The organism is Pseudomonas sp. D8002 (genome assembly GCF_013385695.1).
Taxonomy (GTDB): domain Bacteria; phylum Pseudomonadota; class Gammaproteobacteria; order Pseudomonadales; family Pseudomonadaceae; genus Aquipseudomonas.
In genome coordinates, this window is record NZ_JACAPM010000006.1 from 79,913 (window position 1) to 93,043 (window position 13,131).

The 13,131-nt window shown below is 60.6% G+C and carries 12 protein-coding genes; 9 read left to right on the forward strand and 3 right to left on the reverse strand.

The features are described from left to right. Positions 1 to 9: 9 nt before the first annotated feature. Entirely contained in the window at positions 10 to 669 is a 660-nt protein-coding gene (locus HX807_RS03695; protein ID WP_177027701.1) for an HD domain-containing protein, read from the reverse strand. Between the two features lie 112 nt (positions 670 to 781). On the opposite strand from HX807_RS03695, the gene HX807_RS03700 reads away from it, so the two are divergent. The 6 genes from HX807_RS03700 (at position 782) to HX807_RS03725 (ending at position 6,720) form a co-directional block, all read left to right on the forward strand. Beyond that, complete coding sequence (locus tag HX807_RS03700) at positions 782 to 1,261, forward strand: GNAT family N-acetyltransferase (RefSeq protein WP_004371239.1); 480 nt, start codon at positions 782 to 784, stop codon at positions 1,259 to 1,261. Between the two features lie 149 nt (positions 1,262 to 1,410). After that, a complete protein-coding gene (locus HX807_RS03705; protein ID WP_004371237.1) occupies positions 1,411 to 2,232 on the forward strand; it encodes an SDR family oxidoreductase in 822 nt (273 codons plus the stop codon). A 31-nt stretch (positions 2,233 to 2,263) separates the two neighbouring features. Next, positions 2,264 to 3,244: a substrate-binding domain-containing protein gene (locus HX807_RS03710; RefSeq protein ID WP_008434927.1), complete on the forward strand. Its 981-nt coding sequence runs from the start codon at positions 2,264 to 2,266 to the stop codon at positions 3,242 to 3,244. Beyond that, complete coding sequence (gene araG / locus HX807_RS03715; RefSeq protein ID WP_004371233.1) at positions 3,241 to 4,749, forward strand: L-arabinose ABC transporter ATP-binding protein AraG; 1,509 nt, start codon at positions 3,241 to 3,243, stop codon at positions 4,747 to 4,749. Before HX807_RS03710 ends, araG begins: the two co-directional genes overlap by 4 nt. Before the next feature lie 16 nt (positions 4,750 to 4,765). Continuing rightward, positions 4,766 to 5,731, forward strand: coding sequence for an L-arabinose ABC transporter permease AraH (gene araH / locus HX807_RS03720; RefSeq protein WP_004371231.1), 966 nt, complete (start codon positions 4,766 to 4,768; stop codon positions 5,729 to 5,731). Positions 5,732 to 5,916: 185 nt separating this feature from the next. Continuing rightward, positions 5,917 to 6,720 carry an IclR family transcriptional regulator gene (locus HX807_RS03725; RefSeq protein ID WP_177049276.1) on the forward strand — a complete coding sequence of 268 codons (804 nt, stop codon included), beginning with the start codon at positions 5,917 to 5,919 and terminating at the stop codon, positions 6,718 to 6,720. A 136-nt stretch (positions 6,721 to 6,856) separates the two neighbouring features. Here the strand turns inward: HX807_RS03725 and HX807_RS03730 are convergent, their stop codons facing one another. Further along, positions 6,857 to 7,909 carry an NAD(P)-dependent alcohol dehydrogenase gene (locus tag HX807_RS03730; protein WP_177049364.1) on the reverse strand — a complete coding sequence of 351 codons (1,053 nt, stop codon included), beginning with the start codon at positions 7,907 to 7,909 and terminating at the stop codon, positions 6,857 to 6,859. A 181-nt stretch (positions 7,910 to 8,090) separates the two neighbouring features. Between HX807_RS03730 and HX807_RS03735 the strand changes: the two genes are divergently transcribed. Next, positions 8,091 to 8,981 carry an AraC family transcriptional regulator gene (locus HX807_RS03735; RefSeq protein ID WP_177049278.1) on the forward strand — a complete coding sequence of 297 codons (891 nt, stop codon included), beginning with the start codon at positions 8,091 to 8,093 and terminating at the stop codon, positions 8,979 to 8,981. Between the two features lie 193 nt (positions 8,982 to 9,174). Here HX807_RS03735 and HX807_RS03740 read toward each other — a convergent pair whose 3' ends face one another. Then, positions 9,175 to 10,839 (reverse strand): electron transfer flavoprotein-ubiquinone oxidoreductase, encoded by a 1,665-nt coding sequence (locus tag HX807_RS03740; RefSeq protein ID WP_177049280.1) that lies wholly within the window; start codon positions 10,837 to 10,839, stop codon positions 9,175 to 9,177. A gap of 554 nt (positions 10,840 to 11,393) precedes the next feature. Here HX807_RS03740 and HX807_RS03745 point away from each other — a divergent pair. Beyond that, on the forward strand, positions 11,394 to 12,143 hold the full coding sequence (locus HX807_RS03745) for an electron transfer flavoprotein subunit beta/FixA family protein (RefSeq protein WP_004371224.1): 750 nt from the start codon (positions 11,394 to 11,396) through the stop codon (positions 12,141 to 12,143). A gap of 2 nt (positions 12,144 to 12,145) precedes the next feature. Then, positions 12,146 to 13,075, forward strand: coding sequence for an electron transfer flavoprotein subunit alpha/FixB family protein (locus tag HX807_RS03750; protein ID WP_004371223.1), 930 nt, complete (start codon positions 12,146 to 12,148; stop codon positions 13,073 to 13,075). Positions 13,076 to 13,131: the final 56 nt, after the last annotated feature.

A 13,131-nucleotide genomic window follows, 5' to 3' on the forward strand; every position in this document is an offset into this window, starting at 1 on the left:
GCGCTTGCGTTAGCCCGCAGCGGAGTATGGTGTGCCGATTTCTTCGATGAACAGATCCATGAATCCCTTCAGCCGTTCATGGCGCGCCAGGGCCATGCGTTGCCCCGTCGGCGTCTGAAATCCGCTCGCCAGATGCAGCAGCTTGGTCTGGAAATGATCGAGGCAAAAGCGCTTGTCGTCGTACTCGCGATGCTGCGCCGTTGGGTCAGCCGGGTCATACAGCCCGCTGCCCATGCGCCCGGCGATGTAAAATGTGCGGGCCACGCCGATCATGCCGAGGGAGTCCAAACGGTCGGCATCCTGCATAATCTTTGCTTCAAGCGTCACCGGCGTCAGGCCCGCCGAAAAGCTGTGGGTCTCGATGGCGTGGGTCACCGCTGCAATCGTCTCGGGCTGCCACGCCAACCCCTGCAAAATCTGCCCGGCCTTGTCCGCCGCCAATGTTGAGGCCTTGGAACGCAACGGCGAATTCTTCTCCACCGCGACGCAGTCATGGAGCAGCACCGCCGCCAGCAGCACCTCCAGATCGCCACCTTCCTCTGCCTGGATCGACCGCACGTTGTGCCACACCCGTTGCAAGTGGGACAGGTCGTGGGCGCCGTCTTCCGAAGGCTCAAGGGCGTGAGGCAATAACGTCGCGGCAAGGTCGGTCAAGGGCGTGAAGGGCATGGGGATTCTCAAAGATCGATGGCCTGCAGGTTAGCCGCGAATCAAATTGCACTGCAATCGGTCATTAAAGCGCCTTAGTATGTGTGCTTTATTTCCCTGACAAGGCCTGCCCATGACCATCGAGATTCGCCCCGCCGTGCCCAGCGATGCTGCGCAGATCCTGACCTTCATCACCGAGCTTGCCGACTATGAAAAAGCCCGGCACGAAGTGATCGCCAGCGTGGTGGACATCGAGCGCAGCCTGTTCAGTGAAGGTGCCACCGCCCACGGCCTGATCTGCCTGCGCGACGGTTTGCCGATCGGCTTTGCGGTGTTCTTTTTCAGCTATTCCACGTGGCTGGGCAGCAACTGCCTGTACCTCGAAGACCTGTACATCAACCCCGAGCAACGCGGTGGCGGGGCGGGCAAGAAGTTGCTGCGCCACCTGGCGAAAATCGCCTGTGACAACGGCTGCGGGCGTTTCGAGTGGAGCGTGCTGGACTGGAACGAGCCGGCCATCGCGTTCTACAAATCCATCGGTGCCCAGCCCCAGGAAGAGTGGGTACGCTACCGCATGGAAGGCGACGCCCTCAGGGATTTCGCACAGGGTTAAGTGTGCATAAAGGACCGGCTTTTAAAGCCGGTTTTTTTATATATTTGCTCACTATATGGGATGATAATTTATATATTGAGATGTTCCGGTTTCTGGGTTTATAGTCTTGCGCATCAGCACTCACTACCAAAAACAAAACAGGTGAAGCGATGCAGGCACAACCGTTGTCGTTACCTCCGGTGCCCGAGCCGACTTACGGCGAGCGACTGAAGAACAAAGTCGTGGTCATCACCGGTGCCGCCCAAGGCATTGGCGAGGCTATCGTCGCCTGCTTCCAGGCTCAGCAGGCGCGCCTGGTGATCGGTGATATCCAGGGCGAGAAGGTCGAGCAGGTCGCCGCCCACTGGCGCGAACACGGCGCCGAGATCTACGCACAACCTGTCGACATCACTTCCAAGGATCAATGGCGCGCCCTGGTGGACGTAGCTATCGAACGCTTTGGCCGCGTCGATGTGCTGGTCAATTGCGCCGGCGTCAACGTGTTCCGCGACCCGCTGGAAATGACCGACGAAGACTGGCGCCGCTGCTTCGCCATCGACCTCGACGGCGCCTGGTACGGCTGCCGCACCGTGTTACCGCACATGATCGAGCAGGGCATCGGCAACATCATCAATATCGCCTCCACCCATTCCAGCCACATCATTCCCGGTTGCTTCCCGTACCCGGTGGCCAAGCACGGCCTGCTGGGGCTGACCCGCGCACTGGGCATCGAATACGCGCCCAAGGGCATCCGCGTAAATGCCATCGCGCCGGGCTATATCGAAACCCAACTCAACGTCGATTACTGGAACGGCTTTGCCGACCCGCACGCCGAGCGCCAGCGTGCCTTCGACCTGCACCCGCCCAAGCGCATCGGCCAGCCGATTGAAGTGGCGATGACGGCACTGTTTCTTGCGACCGATGAGGCGCCCTTTATCAATGCCACCTGCCTGATGATCGATGGTGGGCGGTCGGTGATGTACCACGATTAAAACTTTTCCAAATAACAAGAAGAGGTGGTTCATGCTCAAGAAAACACTAGGCACCCTTGCCCTCACGATGGCGCTCAGCGGCCTGGCCTCTGCCGAAGAAGTAAAGATCGGCTTCCTGGTCAAGCAGGCGGAAGAGCCCTGGTTCCAGACCGAATGGGCCTTCGCTGAAAAAGCCGGCAAGGACCATGGTTTCACCGTGATCAAGATCGCCGTGCCCGACGGCGAGAAAACCCTGTCCGCCATCGATACCCTGGCCGCCAACGGCGCCAAGGGTTTCGTGATCTGCCCGCCGGACGTGTCCCTGGGCCCTGCGATCATGGCCAAGGCCAAGCTGAATAACCTCAAAGTGCTGGCGGTAGACGACCGCTTCGTCGACGCCAAGGGCAAGCCCATGGAAGACGTGCCTTACGTCGGCCTGGACGCCTACAAGATCGGCCAGAAACAAGGCGAAGCCATGGCCACCGAAGCCAAGCATCGCAACTGGGACTGGAAGGACACCTACGCCGTCATCAATACCTTCGACGAGCTGGAAACCGGCAAGAAGCGCACCGACGGGTCGGTAGAAGGCCTCAAGGCCGCCGGCCTGCCGGTTGACCATATCCTGTTCACCGCGCAGAAAACCCTCGACGTGCCGGGCGCCATGGACTCCACCAACTCGGCCCTGGTGAAACTGCCCAGCGGCGCGAAAAACCTGCTGATTGGCGGCATGAACGACAGCACCGTACTGGGCGGCGTACGCGCCACCGAAAGCGCCGGCTTCAAGGCCACGAACGTGATTGGCGTGGGCATCAACGGCACCGACGCCATCGAAGAACTGAAGAAATCCGACACCGGTTTCTACGGCTCGATGCTGCTCAGCCCCGATGCGTCCGGCTATAAAACCGCGACCTCGATGTTCGAGTGGGTGACCAAAGGCACTGAGCCTGCCAAGTTCACCGCACTGGATAACGTGACCCTGATCACCCGCGCCAACTTCAAGGAAGAGTTGAGCAAGATCGGTCTGTGGAAATGAACAGCGCCGCTGCAGAGAGCCTGCGCTTCAACGGCATCGGCAAGGAGTTTCCCGGGGTGAAGGCCCTGGCGCAGATCAGCTTCGAAGCGCGGCCCCATTCGGTGCATGCGCTGATGGGCGAGAACGGCGCGGGCAAGTCGACCTTGCTGAAAATCCTCGGCGGTTTTTATCCGCCCAACAGCGGCAGCTTGCAGTTGGGCGAACGCAGCGTGAGTTTCAAGTCGGCGGCCGACAGCATCGCCAGCGGCATCGCAGTGATTCACCAGGAGCTGCAACTGGTGCCGGAAATGACCGTCGCCGAGAACCTGCTGCTGGGGCATATGCCGTCGCGCTTTGGCGTGGTCAATCGCGGGGCGATGGTGCGCAAGGCACGGGAACTGCTCAAGGGCCTGGCGGATGAAATCGATCCGAACATGCGCCTGGGCAGCCTGTCCCTCGGCCAGCGGCAACTGGTGGAAATCGCCAAGGCCATGTCGCGCAACGCCCATGTGATTGCGTTCGACGAACCCACCAGCAGCCTCTCGGCCCGTGAGATCGAGCGGCTGATGGTGATCATCGCCCGGCTGCGGGATGAAGGCCGGGTGATCCTCTACGTGTCGCACCGCATGGAGGAGGTGTTCCGCATTTGCGACGCGGTGACGGTGTTCAAGGACGGGCGCTTCGTGCGCACGTTCGAGGACATGACGCAGTTGAACGTCGACCAGTTGGTCAACTGCATGGTCGGGCGCGATATCCAGGATATCTACGACTACAGGCCGCGCGAGCACTGCGGTGAAGCGCTGCGAGTCGAAGGTTTGCTCGGGCCGGGGTTGCAGGAACCGGTGAGCCTGCAGGTGAACAAGGGCGAGATTCTCGGGCTGTTCGGCCTGGTGGGGGCCGGGCGCACAGAGTTGTTGCGCCTGCTCGCCGGGCTGTCCCGCAGCACCCAGGGGACCCTGGTGCTGCATGGCCAGGCGCAGACGTTCAAGACACCACGGGATGCGATTGCGGCGGGGGTGTTGCTCTGCCCCGAGGACCGCAAGAAGGAAGGCATCGTGCCCCGCGCGAGTGTTGCGGAGAACATCAATATCAGTGCGCGGCGCGACCATGCGCGCTTCGGCTGGCTGATCCAGGGCGGCTGGGAACGCACCAACGCCCAGCGGCAGATCAGCGCGCTGAACGTGCGCACGCCGTCGGCGGACCAGCCGATTCTGTTCCTGTCGGGCGGTAACCAGCAGAAGGCGATTCTCGGCCGCTGGTTGTCGATGCCGATGAAAGTGTTGCTGCTGGACGAGCCGACCCGCGGCATCGATATCGGTGCCAAGTCGGAGATCTACCAGATCATTCACAACCTGGCGGCCAGTGGCATCGCGGTGATCGTGGTGTCCAGCGACCTGATGGAAGTGATGGGCATCTCCGACCGCATCCTGGTGATGAGCGAAGGCGCCCTGACCGGCGAATTGACCCGCGATCAAGCGGACGAAGCACGGCTGCTGCAACTGGCTCTTCCGCGTACGCGGGACTGAAGAATACGAGGTGGGTATGTCACAGGTAAAAACTGCAAGAAGCTTCTGGCCGGGGTTCAACCAGCGCAAGTTTCTCGATGATTGGGTCATGCTGCTGGCGGCCTTGAGCATCTTTGTGCTCAGCGCCATCTTCATCGACAACTTCCTCTCGCCGCTGAACATGCGTGGCCTGGGGCTGGCGATTTCCACTGTGGGGATTGCGGCCTGCACCATGCTGTTTTGCCTGGCGTCGGGGCACTTCGACTTGTCGGTGGGTTCGGTGATCGCCTGTTCGGGCGTGGTGGCGGGGATCGTGATTCGCGACACCGACAGCGTGTTCTTCGGCGTGTCGGCGGCGTTGGCCATGGGCCTGGTGGTGGGACTGATCAACGGCATCGTGATCGCCAAGCTGCGGATCAACGCGTTGATCACGACGCTGGCGACGATGCAGATCGTGCGTGGGCTGGCGTATATCTTTTCCAACGGCAAGGCGGTCGGCGTGATGGACGAAAACTTCTTCGTCTTTGGTAACGGCCAGCTGTTTGGCGTGCCGGTGCCAATCGTCATCACCGTGCTGTGCTTTGTGTTTTTTGGCTGGTTGCTGAACTACACCACCTACGGGCGCAACACCATGGCCATCGGTGGCAACCAGGAAGCGGCGCTGTTGGCCGGGGTGAATGTCGATCGCACCAAGATCATCATCTTTGCCGTGCACGGCGTGATCGGCGCGTTGGCCGGGGTGATCCTGGCGTCGCGGATGACCTCGGGGCAACCGATGATTGGCCAGGGGTTCGAGCTGACGGTGATCTCGGCGTGCGTGCTGGGCGGGGTGTCGCTGAGCGGCGGAATCGGGATGATCCGGCATGTGATTGCCGGGGTGCTGATTCTGGCGATCATCGAGAACGCGATGAACCTGAAGAACATCGACACCTTCTACCAATACGTGATTCGCGGCTCGATCCTGTTGCTGGCGGTGATTATCGACAGGATGAAACAACGATAAAAAGGGCGCCACACGACCAATGTGGGAGCGGGCTTGCTCGCGAAAACGGTGTGTCAGTCAGCGTATGCATTAACTGGAAAACCGCATTCGCGAGCAAGCCCGCTCCCACATTTTGATCTCCTCTGTTTTGCTGGTCCGCATTTGCCATAATGCTCGCCGTTTTCGTACTTCCCAATAGGCCCGATATGCAGGAAAACGCCCAAACTCCCGTCAAAGAAGCCGCGCCCACCGGCACTCAAACCCTGCTTCGTGGCCTGGGCGTGGTGCAGGCAGTGGCGGCCGGTGCGCGGGATCTGAAGGAAATCGCCAAGCGCATCGGCACCACCCGCAGCACCACTCACCGCCTGGCCAGTTGCCTGGTGGAAGAACGCTACCTGCGCGTAGTGCCGCAAGTCGGTTATCTGCTGGGCCCCAAATTGATCGAGCTGGGTTTCCAGGCCCGTGAAGAACTGCCTTTGGTCAGCCTGGCAGTGCCGTATCTGGACGAGTTGTCGGCGTTGACCGGCGATACCATCCACCTGGCTATTCGCGAATACGACGACGTGCTGTACCTGCACAAGAACCCTGGCCGCAACGGCCCGGAAATGCGCTCGCGCGTCGGCCATCGCATGCCGCTGGCGCGCACCGGGATCGGCAAGGCGTTGTTGCTGGATGACAGCGTGGAAGAGTGGCAGCGCCTGTATCAGGTCAGCTTGCCGACGGGCGGGAAGAATCTGCAGTGGCCGCAGCACCCCGAGCAATCCTGGGCGCAGTTTGAACAGCGCATGCAGGAATACGTGGCGGGCGGTTATGCATTCGATCTGGAAGACAACGAACCGTCGATCCGTTGTGTCGCGGCACCGGTGCGCGATGCCAGCCGGCGAATCGTCGCCGGCATCAGCATCGCCAGTACCGTGCCCTACATGCCGCTGGAGAAAATGGCCGAGCTGATCCCTGTGATCAAACAGGTCGCAGCACGGCTGTCAGCGGAGTTGGGCGCGAAGGTCTGATCAGGCCGTGATCGTTCCCATGCTCCGCGTGGGAATGCCGCTTCGGACGCTCCGCGTCCAGCACTTGAGCCCTGCGCAACGGTGACGCAGAGCGTCACAGCATGCGTTCCCACGCAGAGCGTGGGAACGATCTTGGTCAGGCCTTGAGGGTCGCCATGTCGATCACGAAGCGGTACTTCACATCACCGGCAATCATGCGGGTGTAGGCTTCGTTGATCTGGCGGATGTCGAGCATCTCGATGTCGCAGGTGATGCCGTGCTCGGCGCAGAAATCCAGGACTTCCTGGGTTTCGGCAATCCCACCGATCAACGAACCGGCCAGCACCTTGCGGCCCAGCACCAGCTTGGCAGCGTTGACGGGCGGGTCGACCGGCTCGATCAAACCTACCAGGATGTGCACGCCGTCAAAGCGCAGTACGTCGAGGTAGGGATTCAAGTCGTGCTGCACCGGGATGGTGTCCAGCAGGAAGTCGAAATGCCCGGCAGCGGCTTTCATCTGGGCTTCGTCGGTGGACACGATCACGTGGTCGGCGCCCTGGCGACGGCCTTCTTCAGCCTTGCTCGCGGAGCGGGTGAACAGCGTCACTTCCGCGCCCATGGCCTTGGCGAACTTGATGCCCATATGGCCCAAACCGCCCATGCCCAGAACGCCAACCTTGTCGCCAGCATTCACGCCGTAGTGCTTGAGCGGCGAGTAAGTGGTGATGCCGGCGCAGAGGATCGGCGCGGCGCTGGCCAGGTCGAGCTTGGCCGGGATCTTCACCACGAAGTGCTCGCTGACCACGATGCTGTCGGAGTAGCCGCCCATGGTGTTGCTGCCATCGACCCGGTCTGGCGTGGCGTAGGTCATGGTCGGGCCTTCGAGGCAGTATTGCTCGAGGTCCGCGTGGCAGGCGTCGCAGTGACGGCAGGAGTCGACCATGCAGCCAACACCCACCAGGTCGCCGACTTTGTGCGCGGTGACGCTGGCGCCGACGGCGGTGACTTTACCGACGATCTCGTGGCCCGGCATCAGCGGGTACACGGCAATGCCCCATTCGTTGCGTGCCTGGTGGATGTCGGAGTGGCAGACGCCGCAGTAGAGAATTTCGATCGCCACGTCATCGGCGCGCGGGCTGCGGCGTTCGAAGGACATGGGGGCGAGGGGAGTGGTGGCCGATTGAGCGGCATAACCGATGGCGGTGTACATGGAGAAACCTCGCAGGTGCAGTAACAGGTGAGGTGGCGCATTCTCCGCGCCGTGCCTGGGTGCGGCCATGGCGATTGCTCCGAGTCTCATGCCTATTCGTCCGGGAGTGCACCTGGATTGGATCGTTGTGGCGCCAGACCTGCGATGATGGTGTCATCCCCTTTTCCGCGAAGTTTTTGCCATGTTGTTGACCCGCCATGTCGATGCCAATGCCGCGTTGGTTGCCTTGATCGAACCCCTGACACCCCGTGATGGGTTCTCGCCCACGAACCTGCCGGGCGTGCAGGTATTGCGTGCCAGTTGCGATGTGGCGCGGGGCCCGCAGATTTATGAACCGAGCCTGATGATCGTCGCCCAGGGCAGCAAGGTCGCGTACCTGGGCCCGCGTACCCTGGAGTACGGCGCGGGGCATTACCTGATCCAGGCGATGCCGGTGCCGTTCGAATGCGAGACTTTTGCCATGCCGAATGCACCGCTGTTGGGTGTGACGGTGGGCATTGATCGGGTGGTGCTGGGTGAGTTGGTGATGGCGATGGGGATCCAGAGCGGGCCACCGCCGGCGGCGCAGACGTTGGAGTCGATGAGTTCGGTGGTGCTGGACGACGCCATGCGCGGCTGTGTCGAACGCCTGTTGCAGTGCCTGCACGATCCGCTGGAGAGCCGGATCATGGGCCCGGCGCGGGTGCGGGAATTATTGTTCACCGCATTGCGCGGGCCACAGGCGGATGTGCTGCGGGCGCTGGTGGAGCAGCAGGGGCAGTTTTCGCGGGTGGCGACTTCGTTGAATCACCTGCATGCCCATTACGCCGAGCCGCTGAATATCGAGACATTGGCAGGTTATGCGCACATGAGCGCGTCGACCTTCCACGAACACTTCAAGCGCTGCACGCTGTTGTCGCCGGTGCAGTACCTCAAGCGTCTGCGGCTGCTCAAGGCACAGCAGTTGCTGTTGGTGGAAGGCATGGGCGTGGCGCAGGCGGCCCACAGTGTGGGGTATCAGAGCACGTCGCAGTTCAGCCGGGAGTACAAGCGCTACTTCGAGCGCAGCCCCGGGGATGAGCGGGTTGCGTAGCTCTCCCGGGCACAATTCGGTCAAAAATGTGGGAGCGGGCTTGCTCGCGAAAGCGGTGGTTCAGCCAAAATATCTGTGACTGATACACCGCTTTCGCGAGCAAGCCCGCTCCCACATTTGACCGAGTCGATGGGTCTTTTTCCGGGCTACAAAAAAGGCCCCCATTTGGGAGCCTTCTGTTCAAGCAGCGGATTTACATATTCGGGTAAGTCGGCCCACCCGCACCTTCCGGCGTCACCCACGTAATGTTCTGCGAAGGGTCCTTGATGTCACAGGTCTTGCAGTGCACGCAGTTCTGGGCGTTGATCTGGAAGCGCTTCTCGCCGTCTTCCTTGGTGATCACTTCATACACGCCGGCCGGGCAGTAGCGCTGCGCCGGTTCATCGTAGAGCGGCAGGTTGGTGCCGATCGGGATGCTCGGGTCTTTCAGCTTCAGGTGGCACGGTTGTTCTTCTTCGTGGTTGGTACCGGAGATGAACACCGAACTCAGCTTGTCGAAGCTCAGCTTGCCGTCGGGTTTCGGGTAGTCGATCTTCTTGCTGTCCTTGGCCAGCTTGAGGCAGGCGTAGTCCGGCTTGGTGTCGTGCAGGGTGAACGGCATTTTGCCGCCGAGGATGTTCTGGTCGAACCAGTTGAAGCCGGCACCCAGGATCGGGCCGAACTTGTGCATCGCCGGGCCGAAGTTGCGGCTGGCGAACAGTTCTTCGTAGAGCCAGCTGTTCTTGAAGCTGTCGACGTAGTTGGTCAGCTCGTCGCCGCCTTCGGATTCGGCGAACAGGCGCTCGGCCACCGCGTCAGCGGCGAGCATGCCGGACTTCATGGCGGTGTGGCTGCCCTTGATCTTGGCCACGTTCATGGTGCCCAGGTCGCAGCCGATCAATGCGCCACCCTTGAATACCATTTTAGGCAGCGAGTTGATGCCACCTTTGGCCAGCGCGCGGGCACCGTAGCTGATGCGCTTACCGCCTTCCAGGTACTGGGCCAGCACCGGGTGATGCTTGAGGCGCTGGAACTCGTCGAACGGCGACAGGAAAGTGTTGCTGTAGGACAGGTCGACGATCAAACCCACTACAACCTGGTTGTTTTCCAGGTGATAGAGGAACGAGCCGCCGGTGTTCTCGTTGCTCATGATGTCCAGCGGCCAACCGGCGGTGTGCACCACCAGGCCTGGCTGGTGTTTGGCCGGGTCGATTTCCCAGATTTCCTTCAGGCCGATGCCGTAGTGCTGGGCGTCGGCGTCGCTGTCCAGGTTGAAGCGCTGGATCAGTTGCTTGCCGATGTGGCCACGGCAACCTTCGGCGAACAGCGTGTACTTGCCACGCAGTTCCATGCCCGGGGTGTAGACGCCTTCTTTCGGGTTGCCTTCACGGTCGACGCCCAGGTCACCGGTGATGATCCCGCGCACCACGCCGTTTTCGTCGAACAGCGCTTCCTGGGCGGCGAAGCCCGGGTAGACTTCCACACCCAGGTTCTCGGCCTGCTGGGCGAGCCAGCGGCACAGGTTGCCCAGGGAAATAATGTAGTTGCCTTCGTTGTGCATGGTCTTGGGCACAAAGAAGTCAGGCACCTTGGTGGAAGCTTCGCTGGAGCGCAGTACATAGATGTCATCACGCACAACAGGGGTGTTGAGCGGTGCACCGAGTTCTTTCCAGTCCGGGAACAGTTCGTTCAGGGCACGGGGTTCAAACACGGCACCGGACAGGATATGAGCGCCGACTTCGGAGCCTTTTTCGACCACGCAGACGCTGATTTCCTTACCGGCTTCGGCGGCCTTCTGCTTCAATCGGCAGGCGGCAGACAGGCCTGCCGGGCCAGCGCCGACGATGACCACGTCGAATTCCATGTATTCGCGTTCCACAGGCTATCTCCTACTCAAGGCTCAACGGCTTTTTTTTCTAATGGGTGGAGGTTCGGTAATCCGTCCCACAATGCCTGCATCAATCTCATGCAAGGGGCAGGGGACGACCCACCTTTCTCTCTAGGTGGCGCATTATATCTACACCACTCTCAGCGTCCAATACAAACGTTTGTTTGAATTGCCCGCAAGCTAGGTAAATCAAAGCAACGCGGCTTATAACTGACCATTTTGGCGTATTGACCGGAATAGGCGTTCCGGTCAATATACGGTCGGTTTTGCGCATCCCGTAGGCAGACTGTGGGTTTCAAGGCCACCTCGAAAGACAGGCTGAAGGCAAATAAGGGTGACGCGCGAGCCACGATGGCGCGCAGTTTACACGCCACGATAATGAATGACCTCTCAGTCACCGCTGACGAACGGTCATCACTCCCGTGAGCAAGGTCCCCCGCCGACGATTGCCGGTGTTTTTGGAGGTGCCCTTGTGTGCCGATGAGCATCAAACCGCCAGGTTCGCCTAGGCGACTTTCTTTTCACCGGAGAGTAACGAGGAATCCATGAAGGTTCTTGTAGCTGTCAAACGCGTTGTCGATTACAACGTGAAAGTTCGCGTCAAGGCGGACAATTCCGGCGTCGACCTCGCTAACGTCAAGATGTCGATGAACCCTTTCTGCGAAATCGCCGTGGAAGAAGCCGTACGCCTGAAAGAGAAAGGCGTTGCGACTGAAATCGTCGTCGTTTCCATCGGTCCGACCACTGCTCAAGAGCAGCTGCGTACCGCCCTGGCGCTGGGTGCCGATCGCGCCATCCTCGTCGAATCCGCTGAAGAGCTGACTTCCCTGGCCGTTGCCAAGTTGTTGAAAGCCGTTGTCGACAAGGAACAGCCATCGCTGGTGATCCTCGGCAAACAAGCCATCGACAGCGACAACAACCAGACTGGCCAGATGCTGGCTGCACTGACCGGTTACGGTCAGGGCACCTTCGCCTCGAAAGTCGAAGTGAGCGGCGACAAGGTTGCCGTGACCCGCGAAATCGACGGCGGCGCGCAAACGGTTTCCCTGAAACTGCCAGCCATCGTCACCACCGACCTGCGTTTGAACGAGCCGCGCTACGCGTCCCTGCCAAACATCATGAAAGCCAAGAAGAAGCCTCTCGAAGTGCTGACTCCGGATGCTTTGGGCGTTTCCACCGCCTCCACCAACAAGACCGTAAAAGTCGAAGCGCCGGCTGCACGCAGCGCGGGCATCAAGGTCAAGTCGGTGGCTGAACTGGTCGAGAAACTGAAAAACGAAGCGAAGGTAATCTAACCATGACTATCTTGGTAATCGCAGAACACGACAACAAGGTCGTGGCTCCGGCCACCCTGAACACTGTCGCCGCCGCCGCCAAAATCGGTGGTGATATCCACGTCCTGGTCGCTGGCCAAAACGTTGGTGCCGTGGCTGAGGCCGCTGCCAAAATCGCTGGCGTGAGCAAAGTACTGGTTGCCGATAACGCAGCCTACGCTCACCAATTGCCGGAAAACGTTGCGCCGCTGGTAGCAGAGCTGGGCGCTGGCTACAGCCACATCCTGGCTGCCGCCACCTCCAACGGCAAAAACATCCTGCCGCGCGTTGCTGCGCAACTGGACGTTGACCAGATCTCCGAGATCGTTTCGGTAGAAAGCGCCGACACCTTCAAGCGTCCGATCTATGCCGGTAACGCCATCGCTACCGTGCAGTCCACTGCGTCGGTAAAAGTCATCACCGTGCGTGCCACCGGTTTCGACCCGGTGGCTGCTGAAGGTGGTTCGGCTGCGGTTGAAGCTGTGGCCGCTGCCCACGACGCTGGCACTTCCAGCTTCGTTGGCGAAGAGCTGGCCAAGTCCGATCGTCCGGAACTGACCGCTGCCAAGATCGTCGTTTCCGGCGGCCGCGGCATGCAGAACGGCGACAACTTCAAGCACCTGTACGCCCTGGCCGACAAGCTGGGCGCTGCGGTCGGCGCTTCCCGCGCAGCCGTCGACGCAGGTTTTGTACCGAACGACATGCAGGTCGGCCAGACCGGCAAGATCGTTGCGCCACAGCTGTACATCGCCGTCGGTATCTCCGGCGCGATCCAGCACTTGGCCGGTATGAAAGACTCCAAGGTGATCGTTGCGATCAACAAGGACGAAGAAGCACCGATCTTCCAGGTGGCTGATTACGGCCTGGTGGCGGACTTGTTCGAAGCCGTACCCGAGTTGGAGAAGCTGGTCTAATCCAGCCGCTTCACTTATAAAGAGCCCGGTCTTTTGACCGGGCTTTTTTTTGCCCG